Source organism: Flavobacterium notoginsengisoli (assembly GCF_014207905.1).
In the GTDB taxonomy this organism is placed as follows: Bacteria; Bacteroidota; Bacteroidia; order Flavobacteriales; family Flavobacteriaceae; genus Flavobacterium; species Flavobacterium notoginsengisoli_A.
Genome location: NZ_JACHLB010000009.1, coordinates 146,165 through 164,726, shown reverse-complemented (window position 1 = coordinate 164,726; position 18,562 = coordinate 146,165). Strand labels below are relative to the sequence as shown.

Here is an 18,562-nt window from a genome sequence, read left to right as displayed (position 1 = left end):
GCGGGTGCAAAAGTAGAACCTTTTTCCAGTTATCCAATACTTTTTCCAAGCTTTTTTCAATCTTTTTTCGATCTTTTTCTTAACCTGCTGATAACTCATTCTTTACAGTTTCATTTTTTTTGATGACTTGTGGGGTTTTTCTGAACCATGGTGCGGTTTCTTTATTTTTGCTCCTGCTTTTGCCTGCAGTTCTGCGGAGTTTTTATCTTTTTTGGCGCTTTTCTAAACACCTATCAGGTTTTGGAAAGCCGTATTTGCACCGATTTGATCTCGCAAAGACGCTAAGGCGCTAAGTTTTTTTCCTTTCTTCTTCTCTATTTCCTGCCCAAACCTGCCTGCTTCCCAGAATTTCTTCTGAAAACCGGTGCCCTAGCCCCGATAGGAGCGGAAATCCTTTTTGTGGTGGGGTTCACCACAAAAAGATTGCAGCGGATAGCGGGATCAGCTCCTCATTAAAATTACAACACTTAAATCCCAAATTCCAATAGACAATATGCAATAGACGCACTGCGGTGCGCCTCTACAGTAAAACTGGATTTTATGCCATACTATATATGTAGAAAAAACAAACCCGACTGCATTTGGAAAACTGTCGAATTCCAATGAGTAAAATCTACTATTATATATTGTATCATTTTATACATATATATAATAGAGTAATCTTCTTAATATATATTGTGTGTATTTTTCTAATACGTTATATTTGCATTCACAAAATTATAAACAATGATCAAGATTACTTTACCCGATGGGTCAATTAGAGAGTTCGCTTCAGGCGTAACTCCAATGGAGGTCGCTAAAAACATTAGCGAAGGTTTTGCAAGAAATGTTATTTCTGCATCTTTTAATGGTACAACTATTGAAACCGAAACTCCATTAACGACCGACGGTAATCTTATTTTATATACTTGGAATGATGCTGAAGGTAAAAAAGCTTTCTGGCATTCAACTTCACACGTAATGGCTCAAGCTCTTGAGGAGTTATATCCTGGAATTAAATTAACTTTAGGACCTGCAATTGCTAATGGGTTTTATTATGACGTGGATTTTGAAGATCAGAAAATTTCTGAAGCTGATTTTAAAAAGATCGAAGATCGTATTCTTGAAATCGCAAGAGGAAAGTTTGATTTTAAAATGCGTCCGGTAACTAAAGCGGAAGCTTTAGAAATGTATAAAGACAACGTTTACAAGACTGAATTGATTTCAAATCTTGAAGATGGAACTATTACATTTTGCGATCACGCTACTTTTACTGATTTATGCCGTGGAGGACATATTCCGAATACTGGAATTATCAAAGCTGTGAAAATCATGAGTGTTGCAGGTGCTTATTGGAGAGGTGACGAAAAGAACAAGCAGTTAACTCGCGTTTACGGAACTTCTTTCCCTAAACAAAAAGACTTAACTGAATATCTTGAACTTCTTGAAGAAGCAAAACGTCGTGATCACCGTAAACTAGGAAAAGAACTTGAATTGTTTGCCTTCTCTCAAAAAGTAGGTCAAGGGCTACCTTTATGGCTACCAAAAGGAGCTGCACTTAGAGAGCGTTTGGAGCAATTCTTAAAAAGAGCACAAAAGAAAGCTGGATACGAGCAAGTTGTTAGTCCACATATTGGACAAAAGGAACTTTATGTTACTTCTGGACACTATGCAAAATATGGAGCAGACAGTTTCCAGCCAATTCATACTCCTGCGGAAGGCGAAGAGTTCTTATTAAAACCAATGAACTGTCCTCACCACTGCGAGATTTACAATGTGAGACCTTGGTCTTATAAAGATTTACCGAAGCGTTACGCTGAATTTGGTACTGTATATAGATACGAGCAGTCTGGAGAATTACATGGTTTAACTCGTGTTAGAGGATTTACTCAGGATGATGCGCACATTTTCTGTACTCCAGAGCAATTGGATGAAGAATTCAAAAAAGTAATTGATCTTGTATTATATGTATTCGGATCTTTAGGTTTTGAAAACTTTACAGCTCAAATTTCATTGAGAGATCAGGAAAATAGAGAAAAATACATTGGAACAGATGAAAACTGGGAAAAAGCTGAAAATGCTATTATCAACGCAGCAAGAGACAAAGGACTTAACACTGTTGTTGAATATGGTGAAGCTGCTTTCTATGGTCCAAAACTAGATTTCATGGTAAAAGATGCATTGGGAAGACAATGGCAACTAGGAACAATTCAGGTTGATTATAACCTTCCTGAACGTTTTGATTTGACTTACAAAGGCGCTGATAATGAATTACACCGCCCTGTAATGATCCACAGAGCTCCTTTTGGATCTATGGAACGTTTTATAGCAATTTTACTTGAGCATACAGCAGGAAATTTCCCACTTTGGCTAATGCCGGAGCAGGCTATAATCTTGTCTTTGAGCGAGAAATACGAAAATTATGCTAAAAAAGTTTTAGATTTGCTAGAAAATCACGAAATTCGCGCCCTAATTGACAATCGAAACGAAACAATTGGCAAAAAAATTAGAGATGCAGAAATGCAAAAAATCCCATTTATGCTGATTGTAGGTGAAGAGGAAGAGAAAAATGGTACAATTTCTATTCGCCGTCACGGACAAGAAGGAAAAGGTAATATTACCGTTTCTATTGAAGAATTTGCTTCGATTGTAAACGAGGAAATAAAAAAGACATTAAAAGTATTTACAGTTTAACTTAAATTAGAAAGTCATAGCAATAAGAAGCAACAGAGGTTTTCAACCTCGAGTAGAAAAAAAAGACGCACACAGAATAAACAATAATATTCGTGGTGTACAAGAAGTAAGACTAGTGGGTGAAAACATCGAACCAGGTGTTTTTAAACTTGCTGACGCTTTACGATTGGCAGATCAATTTGAATTGGATTTGGTTGAAATTTCACCAAATGCTGAGCCGCCAGTTTGTAAAATTATGGATTATAAGAAATTTGTTTACGAACAAAAGAAAAGAGATAAAGCATTAAAAGCTAAATCTTCTCAGGTTGTTGTAAAAGAAATTCGATTTGGTCCTCAGACTGACGAGCATGATTACGAATTTAAAAGAAAGAATGCTGAAAAATTCTTAAAAGAAGGAGCTAAATTAAAAGCTTTTGTATTCTTTAAAGGTCGTTCTATCATTTATAAAGATCAAGGTCAAATTTTATTGTTGCGTCTTGCTCAGGATTTAGAAGAACATGGTAAAGTTGAAGCTATGCCTGTTCTTGAAGGAAAGAGAATGATTATGTTCATTGCTCCTAAAAAGAAAAAATAATTATTTGCTATAAGCAGTAAGCAGTAAGCTTTAAGCAAAAAAACAAACATTTGCCTAAAGCTTACTGCCTAAAGCCTAAAGCTTAAAAAATATAAGTAAGTAAGAATAAATTAAAACACTAGGAAAAATGCCTAAAATGAAAACAAAATCTAGCGCTAAGAAACGTTTTAAAGTTACTGGCTCTGGAAAGATTAAAAGAAAGCATGCTTTTAAAAGTCACATCTTGACTAAAAAATCTAAAAAACGTAAATTAGCTTTGACTCACTCAGCGCTAGTTCACTCAACAGATATGAAAAGCATTAAACAACAATTAAGAATTATCTAATAAGTCTAAAGTTAGAAAGTCTTAAAGTCTAAAGTTTTTTCTTTTGACATTTGACTTTTGACATTTGACTGTAGAATTCTTTAGGTTAAAAAATTATTTATATAACCTTGGAGTATGGCTTTAAGTTCCTTTGATTCAATTCAGGACGCCTGCTACAAAAAAACATTAAAATTATGCCAAGATCGGTAAATTCAGTTGCTAAAAGAGCAAGAAGAAAAAAAATAATGAAGCAAGCCAAAGGTTTCTTTGGTAGACGTAAAAACGTTTGGACAGTTGCTAAGAATGCGGTAGAGAAAGCGATGAGCTACGCTTACCGTGACAGAAAACAGAATAAAAGAAATTTTCGTTCATTATGGATTCAACGTATTAACGCTGGAGCTAGATTAGAAGGAATGTCTTATTCTCAATTCATGGGGAAAGTTAAAGCTAACGGAATCGAATTGAACAGAAAAGTTCTTGCAGATTTAGCTATGAACCACCCAGAAGCTTTCAAAGCTATTCTTAATAAAGTAAAATAAAACGTTTTATAAACTCAATTTAAGATTACTTACTTATTATAAAAAAACCATTCGCCGCGGCGAATGGTTTTTTGTTTTTATTTACATTACTAAAACTTCGTCGAAATAGTTTCAATTAAATAATTAAAGTAAATTTACAGAAACAAAACTTTTCTATGCACGACGCAATTCTCAATCACATCCAAAAGTTTATCCATCTTGAACCTTCAGAAATTGATTTACTGGAATCATGTTTAAGCATTTCACAAATCAAAAGAAAAGATCATGTTTTACAAGAAGGACAAGTCTGCAACACAATGTATTTTATTGTAAAAGGATGCATGCGTCAATATATTATTAATCCTAGAGGAACAGAACAAACTCTTCAATTTGGAGTTGAAAATTGGTGGATAACAGATTATTTAAGCTATCATAATCACACACAATCTCATTTCTATATCCAAGCTGTTGAAACATCTGATGTAATTGCTATTGAAAAATCAGTTTTGGAATCTATATTAATTCAAATTCCAAGTCTTGAAAAATACTTTAGAATTGTAGCTCAAAAAGCATTTGGTGCCGCACAAATGAGAATTAAATTCTTATTTACTATGTCTGCTGAAGAACGATATAATCATTTTAAAAATCAGCAACCTGATTTCGTACAGCGTGTTCCGCAATATATGCTTGCCTCCTATTTGGATTTTTCTGCCGAATTTATGAGCAAAATTAGAGCGGGAAAAGTCTAATTTGTATTTCTTGAAGTAGTTCAAGTTTTTAGAAGTATTGATTACTGACCTTTGTAATGAACTTTTAAAACATATAAAAATGAAATCAAGAATTGTTATCCCGAATGTTGCCCCAGAAGCTTACAACGCATTGTTGAGTTTAGAAAAATATATTTCTTCAACTTCACTAACTCCCGTTCATAAAGAATTAATCAAAATCCGTGCTTCGCAAATTAACGGTTGTGCATTTTGTATCAACATGCATACTGCAGATGCAAGAAAACATGGTATTTCTGAACAAAGAATTTATCTAACAAGTGCTTGGCGTGAAGCTGATGTTTACACTGAAGAAGAGAAAGCAATCTTAGCTTTAACTGAACAAGTAACCTTAATTGGCAATCATGTTTCTGATGAAGTTTATCAGAATGCTGCACAATTATTTGACGAAAAATATCTTGCCGAAATCATTCTTGCTATCATCACCATTAACTCTTGGAATAGACTTGCAATTACAACCGGATTGAGAGCTTCATAAATTTTATAAGGATAAATTTTACAAGCTAAAAAAGATGTAAAGCCCTTGTTTACAAAGGGCTTTTTGTATTTATCTATAAATGAGAGCCAAAAAATATTGAATTTAAAAATAATTAAAAATACCGTATTTATACGCTTTTGAGATTTCCAGAAATATTTATTTTTGGCGCATGATACCCAAAAGAATACCATTTCCCTTTTACCTACTAGTCACATTTTTAGTACTTTTCTCTTGTCAAAAGAAAAAAAATATTTCAGAAATCAAGACTAATAACAAAGCTGAAATTAGCCGATTAATAGGTATTGCGGATACTTTTTTTGACAATAAGAAATTTGACAGCGCTTTTTATTATTATAATGAGGCAATAATCAAATGCTCACCTTCAAATGATACAGAGAACTATATAAGTTCACTAAATCGCATGGCAATTATCCAAGAGACTCATGGAGATTATGCCGGAAGCGAAGCAACCATTACGAAAGCACTTCCTTATACTAAATTGGTAAAAAATCAACTTCATGTTTGGAATCTCTACACTACTTTAGGACTTAATTACTTAAATACATTTGATTATAAAAATGCTCTTTTGTATCATCAAAAAGCTTTAGAGTTAAATGTGAAACTGGAGAAAAAACTAGCTTCAAAAAATAATATTGCTACTACATTAATTCAAAGCAAAAAACATAACGAAGCGCTTGATCTTCTACTTCCATTAGAAAATAAAAATGAAGCAAATAAAGACCTGGAATTTTATGGCGCTTTACTAGACAATATTGGCTTGTGCTATCAACAAATTGACAATTATGAAATTGCTTCAGATTATATGCAAAGAGGCTTGGAAATTAGAAAAAAGCTAAACAATCCTTTTGGTTTGGGAAAAAGCTATCTTCATTTAGCAGAATTAAATGAGATTAAAAACCCTTTATTAGCCAAAAAATACATGAATTTGAGCTATAAGGAATTTTCCCAAATAAATCATACTGACGGTCGATTATCTGCTTTAAAGATGATTCTTAAAAATAGTTCTGGTTCAGAGCTTAAAGCAAATTCAGATATCTATATCAATTTAATTGACAGTACATATGAAATTACTCAAAAAGCAAAAAACCAATTTGCTAGAATAAAATACAATTCTAAACGAGAAAAAGAAGAAAACCTTAGACTAAAAACACATAAAGCCGAAAATGAATTAAAGCTTGAAAGGCAAAAAAACAGAAATATTATTTCTTACATCATTATTGTTATAAGCTTATGCCTAATTTTAATTTTATATTATTATCTGACTTCTAAAGCAAATCGCGAAAAAATAGAAGCTGCATACAACAGTGAAACCAGAATTTCTAAAAAATTGCATGATGAATTAGCAAACGACATCTATCATACAATGGCTTTTGTTGAAAATAGAAATTTGTCCGTTACTGAAAACAAAGAGCATTTATTAAACAATTTAGATGCTATTTACTCTAGAACAAGAGATATTTCGAAAGAAAGCTGCAGCATTGTTACCGATCAAAATTACATTTCATCTCTGAAAGAAATGATTTCTGGTTTCAGCACTTTAAATATTAATATCATTTTAAATGGGCTTGACAGTATTATATGGGACGATGTCAATAAAAATAAAAAAGTTACTATTTACAGAGTTTTACAAGAATTACTTGTCAATATGCGTAAATACAGTGAGGCAACATTGGTGGGAATTAATTTTAAAGAAACTGAAAAAAACATCTTAATTAATTATACTGACAATGGAAAAGGCATCAACACCGAGAAAATTATATTTAAAAATGGTCTATATAATGCAGAAAATCGAATTCATAAAATAAAAGGGAAGATTGATATTTCTTCCAGTCCAAATCAAGGCTTTAAAGTTTTCATCAAACTTCCACTTTAATTTTAGAATTGCTTTTTTAAAACCCAAAAATGAAAATTTACTCTTTATCCAAAATTTTGTTCATTTTAATGGCTTTATTTTTTCTTATCGCCTCTTGCGAAAAGAAAAAACAGATCTATACTAAAAAAACAGAAAACACGGCTGAAATATATCAATGGGTAAAAAAAGGCGAACGATTAAGCGATTCTTTGCAAGATGATAGTGCCATTTTTTGTTTTAATAAAGCCCTTGCGCTTTGTGTTCCTAAAAAAGATTATGCTAATCAATACGTTTACATTTTAAAAAAGAAAGGAGATATTTATAATAGAAATGAAGATTATTACACAAGCGAAAGTATTGCTTCGAAAGCTCTTCCGTATTTAAAATATACTTCGAGACCTCGATTTTCTCAAATGATTTACAAGTTAATAGCTGATAATTATTATGGTATGTACGATTATGACAATGCTTTAATCTATCATCAAAAATCACTAGAGACTGCTATCTCTCAATTTAGAAAAGAACAACTAAAATGTGACATCGCGTTTATTTATCTGCAACAAAAAAAATTTTCAATGGCAATAAATCTATTAGAAGAGCTTGCGAAGAAAAAAACAGAAGACAAAACCGATTCTTTAAATACCGAGTATCAACATGCTTTTGTGTTATACAATCTAGGACTTTGCTATCTGCGAACTGACAATCCAAAAAAAGCTTTAGATAATCTCAATGAAAGCTTAAATATAAATCTAAAAGCAAATGATGAATCTTATGTTGTCGGCAATTATCATGCACTTTATTTGTACTACAAAAAATACAACAATCCTAAACTCAAAAAGTTTTATGCGAGTAAAGGATATTATGCTGCAAGCAAAGCAAAGTACTACGAATTGAATGCAATAAGTGAAATAATCGAAGCAGAAGAAGGTGAAAACCTAAAAAAATATGTTGATCTGTATATTAAACTTAATGATAGCATAATGCTAAGCAAGAGAAAAGCAAAAAACCAATTTGCTACCAGCATATACGATTCGCAAAAAGACAAAGAAGAAAATTTAGAACTTAAATCACGAAAAGCTGAAACTGAAGTGCAGCTTGAAAAACAAAAAAATAGAAGTTTTATATCCTATATTATCATTTCAACAAGTATTGTCTTTTTAGTGTTTTTAGTTTTTTACATAACCACGAAAGGGAAAAGAGAAAAAAACGATATTGTTTTAGAAAGTGAAATTCGAATTTCGAACAAATTGCAAGAGGAACTTTCAAAAAATGTTTTTCAAACTTTTCTATTTGCTAAAAATAATGGTCTGGAAAACGATGATAATAAAGAAAAATTAATTTCTGACCTGAACGATATTTATATAAAAACAAGAAAAATTTCTAAAGAAAACAGTAAAATCCCGACAAACGAAAAATACCTTTCCGCATTAAAAGAAATGATTTCGGAATACAAAACACAAGATGTAAATATTTTACTGAATGGTTTTGATACTATTTCTTGGAATGCAATCAATAAAAATAACAAAATAGTTCTTTTTAGGATTGTACAGGAATTATTTCTCAACATGAAAACTCATAATTCTGCCAGTTTAGTTAGCATCACTGTTAAATCTCAACATAAAAATTTAGATCTTGTTTACATTGATAACGGAAGCGGAATAAAAACAATAATACATTTTTTAAAAAAGGTTTACAAAATATAGAAAATCGAATCAAATCAGTTAACGGACAAATAGACATTCATTCTTTAAACAACAGCTTTAAAGTTTTTATTAAACTACCGATTTAAAACCAAATGAAAATTTCTCTTTTTATTAAAATTTCAATTTTGATTTACACACTACTTCTTGTCACATCTTGTGAAAAGAAGAAAGAGAAAATCGTGGCAAAAATTGATAATACAGCAGAGATAAAAAGACTAACAATTATTGCCGATGCCGATTTTGACAAAAATGAATATGAAAAGGCTTACAAGAATTATCAAACAATAGTACAGCTTTCTGATCCTGAAAAGAACAGAATAGATTATGTAGATGCCCTAGTTTCTATTGCATTAATCCAGCAATTTGAAGGCAATTATCTGAAAAGCGAAATCACAGCAACCAAAATATTACCGCATCTTAAATATCTAAAGAAGCCAAGATTTGCATGGGAAACCTATAAAATTTTCTCAGATAATTATTTAGCGACAAAGGATTATGAAAATGCTTTAATCTATGCAAAAAAAGCATATGCTCTAAATGCAAGCCCAAGAAGAGATGCAAATGCCTTGGCTAATATTGCACTGGTCTACATGCATCTGGGAGAACACAAAAAAGCTATAGAAATTTATAAAAAAGTAACAACTACTGGATATTATGGAAACAAGAATAAGGCTAACACTTTAGAAGGTTACGAATTAATGGATTATGGTATAATGATAAGCAATATAGGTATTTCATCTTTTCAGTTACATGACCCAAAAACTATAGATTACTTTAACGAAGCACTAAAAATAAGGCTTAAATCTAACGATAGACAAAAACTTCCAGATAGCTATTCTAATCTTTCCGATTATTATCTAGATAAAAACCTTCCTTTAGCAAAAAAATATGCTGAAACTGCATATAAATTAGCTTGTGAAATAAACATTTACAGCGCAAAAAGATATGCTATGCTTTGTCTTATAAGGACGAGCGAAGGAAATGATTTAAAGAAATACACCAATCTTTATATCAATTTTACGGATAGCATGACCAAATCAAGATTGATAGAAAAAAATCAATTTGCTAATATAAAGTACAACTTTAAAAAAGATATTGATGAAAACTTACGACTTAAAACTCAAAAAGCTGAAAATGAGTTGCAATTAGAAAGACAAAAAAACAGGAGCTATATTTTATACTTCATCATAATTATAAGCATTTTTAGTTTGGTTTTTATAGTTTTTCATATCACTGCAAAAGGAAAAAGAGAAAAAAATATAGCTGCTTTTAAGAGCGAATTACGTATTTCTCAAAAACTTCGAGCTGAATTAACAAATGAAGTTTTGATGTTATTTACAAAAATTCAGAATTCTAACATTGAAATTAGCCCTCAAAAAGAAGAACTACTAAACAGCTTAGATCATCTTTATGCTAAAACCCGAAAGATTTCTAAAGAAAATAGCATTATTCTAACCGATGAACATTACGTTTCTGGTTTAAAAGAAATGATTTCAGACTATGCCAATAGCAATTTAAATATTATTATAAATGGTATAAATAGTATTTCGTGGACAAAAATAGATCGAATTAAAAAAATTACTGTCTTTAGAATCTTTCAAGAATTATTTGAAAACATACAAAAGAACAATAATGCGTCTTTAGTAAGCATCAATTTTAAAAAAGATGAAAAAAATATTGAAATAATATACATTGATAATAGTACAGAAATCAAGGAAGAATCTATCAAATTAAAAAAAAGACTACAAAATGTGGAAAACCGTATTAAAACAATAAAAGGAACTCTTAATTTTGAATCAAATCAAGAGAGTGGTTTTAAAATAAGTTTCACATTCCCATTATAAAACAATAATATGTTTAAGAAAGTTTTAGTTGCAGAAGATTTAGATAGTATAAGTATTGCAGTAGTACAAGTACTTGAAGACCTAAAAGTTCCAGTAATAGATCACGTAAAATACTGTGACGAAGGTCTGCTTAAAATAAAAAAAGCAGCACTAGATAATGAGCCGTATGATTTATTAATCACCGATTTATCATTTAAGTTAGATCACAGAAAAGCTACTCTTACTAGTGGAGATGAACTTATTGAGGCTGTAAATAAAGTACAGCCCAATTTGAAAAAAATTGTTTTTTCTATCGAAGACAAGAGTTATCGCATTAAATCTCTTTTTAATGATTTGGGAATTAACGCATATGTTTCTAAAGGAAGGAATAGCATTACGGAACTGAAAAATGCAATCGAATCAACATTCAATAATGAAGAAAAAATACTTTCTTCTGATTTGTCTTTTTCATTTAATGACAAAAGTTTAATTGAAATAGAATCTTACGATATCTCAATATTAAAACTTTTATCACAAGGTTATATTTTAGAAAGTATTTCGAAAGAATTCAAAAATTTATCAATTACCCCAAACGGAACGAGCAGTATCGAAAAAAGAATCAATAAGTTAAAAATATATTTCAAGGCTAATAATAATGTCCATTTAATTGCTATTGCAAAGGATTTTGGACTAGTATAAAGATTTCGCTTACGGGTTTCCGTAAGGAATAGCCACTTAATAAATTTAAATTTGTTCAAATCTATTACCTACTAATGAGACCAAAAAATAGAGTGGCAATTTTATTGTCAAAAATTAATACAACCCAAAATAAAATCGTTATGAAAACAATGTTACTTTGTCTTTTTTTATCAATAAGTTTTGCTTTTGTATCAGAAAAAACCGGCTGGCTAGAAATTGATTGGAAAATAATATTTATTCCGGCATTACTAGTTTTGCAAATTATAATCATCGGAACTGCCTTAAAAAACAGATATAAAAAACACTAACTAAATTGTGATTAGACTGAAATTACAGGAACGAAAAATGCCTATATTTGATTTTTATTAAATTTTTGCATGAAAAACGTTCTCTGCCTTTTCTTTCTATTCTTTACATTTTTATCTTTTTCGCAAACCAAAGTCCTATCCTGGAATTTGGAAAATTTTGGCAAATCAAAATCAGCCTCTACACTTAATTATATTGCAAAAAAAGCTTCGGGCTATGACATAATTGCAATACAAGAAGTTGTTGCCGGATCTGGTGGTGCTCAAACCGTAGCTAAACTTGCGCAACTATTAAATGAAAAAGGTTTTAAATGGGAATATACAATTAGTAATCCTACTACAAGCAGCAGTTATAAAACTGAACGCTATGCTTTTATTTGGAAAACGAGTAAAGCAAAATTAAAAAACCAACCTTGGTTAGAAAAACAATATAGCATAGAAATTGATCGCGAACCTTACTATGCAACGTTCGAAATCAACAAAAAAAGCATTACACTCGTTAATTTTCACGCTATTACAAAAAAGAAACAGCCAGAAACCGAAATCAAATATTTTAAATTTCTGCCCGCTGTATATCCTAATTTAAACTTGGTTTTCTTGGGAGATTTCAACTGCCCTGAGACGCATTCTGTTTTTAATCCGTTAAAAAAAATGGGATATGCATCCGTTTTAAAAAACCAAAAAACCACTTTAAAACAAAAATGTAAAAATAATATCTGCCTTGCATCTGAATTTGATAATATATTTTACAAAACTTCAAGTCTTAAAGTTCTCAATTATGGTGTAATTAAGTTCTACGAAGATTTTGAATCACTTCAAGAAGCCAGAAAAATTTCAGATCATATTCCAATCTGGTTTGAGTTTTCTTTAAATTAATTTATGTTTTAAGTTTCTTTTTTCTAGCAGCCGGAAACAAAACATTATTTAAAATCAATCGATACCCTGGTGAATTTGGGTGCAAATCTAAAACTGTTGGCGGGTCTCCAACTTGGTGCTGAAAATCTTCAGGATCATGACCTCCAAAAAAAGTAAACATGCCTTTGCCTTTTTCTCCATGTATATAACGAGACTCTCCATTTAATTCACAAGTTCCCATAATCAAAACATTAGATTTTATCAAAGCAGTATCAAATGAAGTAGTTTGCCCCATAAAGCCTTTTACCAATTGTGTATGATTTTGGCAAAGCATACTCGGAATTGGATCCCATTTTGCAGAAAACTCCATTAGAGTAAAATAATCTTTCTCCATCGCAACACGTCTTTTAGTAGTCATATCGATATCTGAAAACTCATAAACTTCAGGCCTTCTTTCTAAAGTAAAATTTTTAAAAGCAAATGAATTATTGTAATTCAGTTTTGACTGATAATTAGATTCGCTTGGATCTCCGTCAAACATTGTTTCACAAATATCAACTCCATCTGCTGCAAGCGCTATATCAAAGCTATCTGTTGCAGAACACATTGCAAACATAAAACCTCCACCAACGACAAAATCTCTAATTTTTTTTGCAACAGCCCCCTTTTCTTGAGAAACTTTAGCATATCCTAATTTAGCAGCAAGTGCTTCAGAATCTCTTTTTTGATCAATATACCAAGGAGTATTTTTATATGCGGCGTAAAATTTTCCGTATTGTCCCGTAAAATCTTCATGATGCAAGTGAAGCCAATCGTACATAAGCAGTTGATCACTTAAAACTTCTTCATCATAAATTGGTGTAAATGGAATTTCAGCATAAGTCAAAACCAAAGTTACGGCATCATCCCAAGGCTGTTTTCCTTTTGGCGTATAAACTGCAATTTTAGGTGCTTTTTCTAAAATTACCGATTCCATATTCTGAGAAGGGCTTGAAATTTCATTTAGAATTTCTGCCTGTTCACTGTCTGAAATAATCTCAAAACTAACTCCGCGTATTTTACACTCTTTTCTAATTTCTTCTGCATCCGGAAGCAAAAATGAACCGCCTCTATAGTTTAAAAGCCAGCTTGCTTTATAGTCACGACTTAAACACCAATATGTTATGCCATAAGCTTTTAAATGATTCTGTTGCGTTGATTCGTCCATCGGAAGTAAAATAAACGACGCACGAGTACTAAGTGTAACTAAAAGTATTAAAATGCAGAATAAACTCTTATTCATCCGAAAAATTATTTTAGTAAAGATATAAAGGAAGAATCTAAAAAAAGAATGAGAAGAATATTTTCTAACCTAATAGAATGTTAAATATATAAACAGGGGTAAATACCTGATTTACAATACTTCAAAAAACAGGTAAAAACACCTATAGTGTCATTAAATATTCTCTCTACATTTGCTATCCCAGGTCATCAAACTAATCAATGTAAAAAACAAACCACCATGAAGTTTAATGATAGTAATAATCAAGATAAGGGTATGAATGTAATTCAGAAAATAGGTTTATGCGTTTTAGTATTAACAATTATTGTTTATTATGTATTGTCAATCCAGTTTTTGACAGCATAAAAAAATTAAATTGTTAAATCGGCTAGTTCATTTTGAATGGCATAGACTACTAAACCAGCGATATTTCGCGATTCTGTTTTAAGCAGAAGATTATTTCTGTGCCCTTCAATAGTTCTAGGACTTAAAAAAAGTAGTTCTGCAATTTCAGCAGTAGTTTTCTGTTGGCAGATTAACTGAAGAATTTCAATTTCTCGAGGTGAAAGAAAATTAGTTTCTAGTCCGCCTCTAGAGTTTTTAGGAGACACTATAGTTTCCTGAATTGTTTTTAGAACATTTTCATTGTAATAAAAACCTTTTGCCGCTACTTCATTAATTGTGAGAATTAAATCTTTTGGAGTTGTATTTTTTATCAAATAAGCCACAGCTCCTACTTGAATCATATTGGCTATAAACGACTTCGTATCATAACTTGTCAGCGCTATAATCTTAATTTCTGGAAATGATTTTCTAATTATTTTCGTGGCTTCGACACCATTTAAAACTGGCATCTTCAAATCCATAATAATTATATCGGGCTTTATTTCATTATTATTAAGTTGAGAGATAAGTTCTTCTCCATTTGAAGCCTCAAAGAGAACATCTATATTTTCTTCTCTTTGTAATAAAAAAGAAATTCCTTTTCGAAACAAAATTTCATCATCGACTAGAGCAATTTTAATAGCGGGATTCATCTTATTTGATTTTGGTAGTTTGTTTTGGTCTGCCGAATTTACGAAATTATGGTTTACAAAAAACGTGATTACCTTATTTTATTGACTAAACACTTGTTAAAAATCACTTATTAAAGTTAAAAGGTAAAATTAACTGCTATTCCATTATCAATTTCTGATGTAATTTTGATAGTTCCTTCCAAGAAAGATATGCGGCTATCAATATTTTTCATTCCAAGACCTTTTTGATTCTCTGCATTTGCGCTATCAAAACCAATTCCGTTATCTTCGTAATTACAATTATTTACTCCATCTTTTTCGGTAAACGAAATCCAGACTTCTGTTGCTTTTCCATGTCTAAGCGAATTATTCATTAATTCTTGCAAAATCCTGAAAACATGCAAATGCCTATCTATGTCTTTTTCGTCAAAATCAATTTCGTTTTTATAATGTGTTTTAACCGATTTACTGGTTTCAAATTCTTCACACAGTTCTTCTATACCTGCATTTAAACCAAATTTTTCAAAAACAGGAGGCAATAGATTATGAGCTATTTTTCTAGAATTATCTAATGCTTTGGTCGTCAAATTGATTATATTCTCTGTAATTTCTGCTGTTTCAGCTTCTGTAAGATTAGGAGCAGTAAGCAAATGGCTATTTAGGGAAACTATATTCAATTTTGAACTAATATCATCATGTAGATCTTGCGCAATTCTTTTACGCTCTTCTTCCTGTGTAAAGATTATGGCATGCAATTGCTCTTTTTGATATTGCAAAACCAAATCTTTCTTTTCTAATTCTTTCTGAATAATTTTCTTTCTAGAAAAATAAAAGAATACGATTAAGACAACCGACAAAATCATTAAAAAAAGAGAAGTGTACAAAATAATTGCAACAATCTCTTTTTCTGGTAATGAATGTACATCCATAATTTTGTAAAATAATTCTAAGTATCTGGGTTATTTGGAGAAGCTCTTTTTCCACTCGTACAAAATGAAAAAGTAATAAATAATAATTAAAAAAGCATTAAGTTGCCAACTCAAAAATTTAAATTCATTACTCAAATTATGAGTTAAATTTCCAATAAAATAAAGCACCGTACTTGCTAACAAATAAAATACTACCCCAATACTTGCATAATAATATGTTTTACTTTCGGTTAACATATTGTAGAAATGTATTAGTGCATAAACCACAATCAGCAATGATGTTAATGCAATTGCAAACAAATTGAATCGTAAAAACTGACTCCAATCCATCATAAATTGAAGTCCCAATATAAGCAATGCAAGGCCTATACTAATTAAAACAAAACTTTTTTGGCTTTTTAAAGTAAACAAGGAATTATAAAACAGTCCTAATAAGATCAACTGACCGATAATAAATATATTCGACAAAAATAAATTATTCGTGTGCAGATGATACATAATTTCCATAGAGTATTGCATTACACATGAAAATGCAAGATACCCGAGAAAAAAAACGTTAACTTCTTTTTTTCTAAAAAAACTAAATGAATAGAAAATCAGGTTAATTAATAAAATTAAATAACCTGAATATATCAAAAAATCAGACATTCTTATGGATTTAAAGGACTTTCTGGATCTCCATAAGGTGGAACTGGACGAGTACCATCATAAACTAATGGAACACCACCTTCAACACCTTCTTCTCCTTTTTCTTCTTTGAACACATCAACATAGATTCCTTTTTCAGCGTCCCATTTTGCTCCAACAAGTATTAAAGTTTGTTCGCCGGCTTTATTAATTCCTTTGTAAGCGCGAACAGCTTGAATATCTTGATCCATAACTAACTTTAAAGATTCTAAAGGAATTAAGTAACCGTCAACTTGTTTTTTTCTTCCTTCTTCAGTTGTCATGTCTTTGCGGTATTTATCTGCCCATTGAATACCCTCAGTTAAAGTAATTACAACACTTCCTAAATCTAATTTTTGACTCATAATTTAATTTGTTATTGGTTAATAATTTAAAAAATTTCGTTCTTTTATATTTGGTTACGCTAAACTAGTCAATTTTATTAAAGAATTAACTTTCAAACAAAAAAAAAGCCTTAAAAATAAGGCTTTTATAATTTATTAAAATGGAACATCACTATCGTCATCGTCATCATTAAGATTGCTTCCAAAAGCTTCATTAGCCGAAGGCAGATTATTAGTAATAAACGGGTTATCATCATGATTCATTTTTGAAGGTAAATCATCGTAACTTCCCGAAAATTCATCAAGATTATCAAATTTTCCTAAGTGTCCTAAAAATTTCAAACGAATATTTTCAATACCACCATTACGGTGTTTTGCAATCATAATTTCAGCCTGACCCGCAGTTGGAGAGGCCTCTTCATCATCCCATTCCTCAATTTTATAGTATTCTGGTCTATACAAGAACGAAACGATATCGGCATCCTGCTCAATTGCTCCAGATTCACGAAGATCGGATAACAAAGGACGTTTACTTGATCCACGGGTTTCTACAGCACGCGAAAGCTGAGAAAGTGCAATAACTGGAACGTTAAGTTCTTTTGCCAAAGCTTTTAAGTTTCGGGAAATTGTTGAAATTTCCTGCTCACGATTTCCGCCTCCTTTAGCATTTCCTCCTGCAGTCATCAACTGCAAATAGTCAATAATGATAATTTTAATACCATGTTGCGATGCTAAACGACGGCATTTTGCTCTTAAATCGAAAATAGAAAGTGATGGTGTATCATCAATAAACAATGGCGCTTTCTCTAAATCTTTTACTTTCGTACTCAACATTGTCCATTCATGCGCCTCTAATTTTCCGGTACGTAATTTTTCTGATGACAATCCAGTTTCAGAAGAAATAAGCCTCGTAATTAACTGAACAGATGCCATCTCTAGAGAGAACAATGCTACTCCATGCCCATATTGAATAGCAATATTTCTTGCCATCGAAAGGACAAACGCTGTTTTTCCCATCGCTGGTCTGGCCGCGATAATAATTAAATCACTCGGTTGCCATCCAGATGTTAGCTTATCTAAATTATGAAAACCAGTTTCTACACCACTTAATCCCTCTTTTTTAGAAATCTCTTCAATTTTCTTTTTAGCTTGTAAAACTAAACTCTGTGCAGTTTCAGAACTACGCTTGATGTTTCCTTGTGTAACTTCGTATAATTTAGATTCAGCTTGATCCAATAAATCAAAGACGTCTGCACTTTCATCATATGATGCTTCAATAATTTCTGAAGAAATTCTAATCAAACTTCTTTGAATAAATTTTTGAAGAATAATACGAGAGTGAAATTCGATATGCGCCGAAGAAGCAATTTTCTGCGTAAGCTGAATCAAATAAAAATCTCCACCTGCCAAATCCAACTTTCCGTTTTTCTTTAACTGAGTCGAAACTGTCAAGATATCAATTGGCTGTGTTTCGGTAAAAAGTTGCAGAATCGCTTCAAAAATATGTTTGTGTGCATCTTTATAAAAAGCTTCTGCCTGCAAAATATCAATTACATCATCTACCCCTTTTTTATCAATCATCATCGCACCTAGCACAGCCTCCTCCAAATCAAGAGCTTGCGGTGGCAACTTACCTTTTTCTAAGTTGATAATTGTGGTTTTGTCGACCTTTACAGGGCTAAAGTTTTTGAAATTTTCCATATAGCGAAAGTAGCAAAATTTAAAAAAAATCTGCTATCGAGTTATAACTAAAAAT

16 protein-coding genes are annotated in these 18,562 nt (G+C 31.3%); 11 read left to right on the top strand and 5 right to left on the bottom strand.

Annotated features, from left to right (window positions below):
- The first annotated feature begins 726 nt into the window (after positions 1-726).
- From thrS to HNP35_RS22015, 11 genes are all read left to right on the top strand, one after another.
- Positions 727-2,673 (top strand): threonine--tRNA ligase, encoded by a 1,947-nt coding sequence (gene thrS / locus HNP35_RS22065; RefSeq protein WP_184167065.1) that lies wholly within the window; start codon positions 727-729, stop codon positions 2,671-2,673.
- Positions 2,674-2,695: 22 nt separating this feature from the next.
- The gene (infC, locus tag HNP35_RS22060; RefSeq protein WP_184167516.1) at positions 2,696-3,247 is read left to right on the top strand and encodes a translation initiation factor IF-3; all 552 of its coding nucleotides are present in this window, start codon (positions 2,696-2,698) and stop codon (positions 3,245-3,247) included.
- A gap of 127 nt (positions 3,248-3,374) precedes the next feature.
- Positions 3,375-3,572 carry a 50S ribosomal protein L35 gene (rpmI, locus tag HNP35_RS22055; RefSeq protein ID WP_007810722.1) on the top strand — a complete coding sequence of 66 codons (198 nt, stop codon included), beginning with the start codon at positions 3,375-3,377 and terminating at the stop codon, positions 3,570-3,572.
- Between the two features lie 173 nt (positions 3,573-3,745).
- Positions 3,746-4,090, top strand: a complete 345-nt coding sequence (gene rplT / locus HNP35_RS22050; RefSeq protein WP_008464948.1) for a 50S ribosomal protein L20 — start codon at positions 3,746-3,748, stop codon at positions 4,088-4,090.
- Positions 4,091-4,245: 155 nt separating this feature from the next.
- Positions 4,246-4,818 carry a Crp/Fnr family transcriptional regulator gene (locus HNP35_RS22045; protein WP_184167068.1) on the top strand — a complete coding sequence of 191 codons (573 nt, stop codon included), beginning with the start codon at positions 4,246-4,248 and terminating at the stop codon, positions 4,816-4,818.
- Between the two features lie 79 nt (positions 4,819-4,897).
- Positions 4,898-5,332: a carboxymuconolactone decarboxylase family protein gene (locus tag HNP35_RS22040; RefSeq protein WP_184167071.1), complete on the top strand. Its 435-nt coding sequence runs from the start codon at positions 4,898-4,900 to the stop codon at positions 5,330-5,332.
- Positions 5,333-5,753: 421 nt separating this feature from the next.
- Complete coding sequence (locus HNP35_RS22035; RefSeq protein ID WP_246453643.1) at positions 5,754-7,226, top strand: tetratricopeptide repeat-containing sensor histidine kinase; 1,473 nt, start codon at positions 5,754-5,756, stop codon at positions 7,224-7,226.
- A gap of 68 nt (positions 7,227-7,294) precedes the next feature.
- Complete coding sequence (locus HNP35_RS22030; RefSeq protein WP_184167077.1) at positions 7,295-8,908, top strand: tetratricopeptide repeat protein; 1,614 nt, start codon at positions 7,295-7,297, stop codon at positions 8,906-8,908.
- Positions 8,909-9,000: 92 nt separating this feature from the next.
- Positions 9,001-10,752: a hypothetical protein gene (locus HNP35_RS22025; protein WP_184167080.1), complete on the top strand. Its 1,752-nt coding sequence runs from the start codon at positions 9,001-9,003 to the stop codon at positions 10,750-10,752.
- A gap of 9 nt (positions 10,753-10,761) precedes the next feature.
- The gene (locus tag HNP35_RS22020; protein ID WP_184167083.1) at positions 10,762-11,430 is read left to right on the top strand and encodes a response regulator; all 669 of its coding nucleotides are present in this window, start codon (positions 10,762-10,764) and stop codon (positions 11,428-11,430) included.
- A 377-nt stretch (positions 11,431-11,807) separates the two neighbouring features.
- Positions 11,808-12,611 carry an endonuclease/exonuclease/phosphatase family protein gene (locus HNP35_RS22015; protein WP_184167086.1) on the top strand — a complete coding sequence of 268 codons (804 nt, stop codon included), beginning with the start codon at positions 11,808-11,810 and terminating at the stop codon, positions 12,609-12,611.
- Between the two features lies 1 nt (position 12,612).
- Here HNP35_RS22015 and HNP35_RS22010 read toward each other — a convergent pair whose 3' ends face one another.
- From HNP35_RS22010 to dnaB, 5 genes are all read right to left on the bottom strand, one after another.
- Complete coding sequence (locus tag HNP35_RS22010; protein ID WP_184167089.1) at positions 12,613-13,872, bottom strand: asparagine synthetase B; 1,260 nt, start codon at positions 13,870-13,872, stop codon at positions 12,613-12,615.
- Between the two features lie 350 nt (positions 13,873-14,222).
- The gene (locus HNP35_RS22005) at positions 14,223-14,888 is read right to left on the bottom strand and encodes a response regulator transcription factor (protein WP_184167092.1); all 666 of its coding nucleotides are present in this window, start codon (positions 14,886-14,888) and stop codon (positions 14,223-14,225) included.
- A gap of 116 nt (positions 14,889-15,004) precedes the next feature.
- Entirely contained in the window at positions 15,005-15,796 is a 792-nt protein-coding gene (locus tag HNP35_RS22000; protein ID WP_184167095.1) for a sensor histidine kinase, read from the bottom strand.
- A 650-nt stretch (positions 15,797-16,446) separates the two neighbouring features.
- Complete coding sequence (locus HNP35_RS21995) at positions 16,447-16,827, bottom strand: hypothetical protein (RefSeq protein WP_184167098.1); 381 nt, start codon at positions 16,825-16,827, stop codon at positions 16,447-16,449.
- A gap of 135 nt (positions 16,828-16,962) precedes the next feature.
- Positions 16,963-18,507 carry a replicative DNA helicase gene (dnaB, locus tag HNP35_RS21990; RefSeq protein WP_184167101.1) on the bottom strand — a complete coding sequence of 515 codons (1,545 nt, stop codon included), beginning with the start codon at positions 18,505-18,507 and terminating at the stop codon, positions 16,963-16,965.
- Positions 18,508-18,562: the final 55 nt, after the last annotated feature.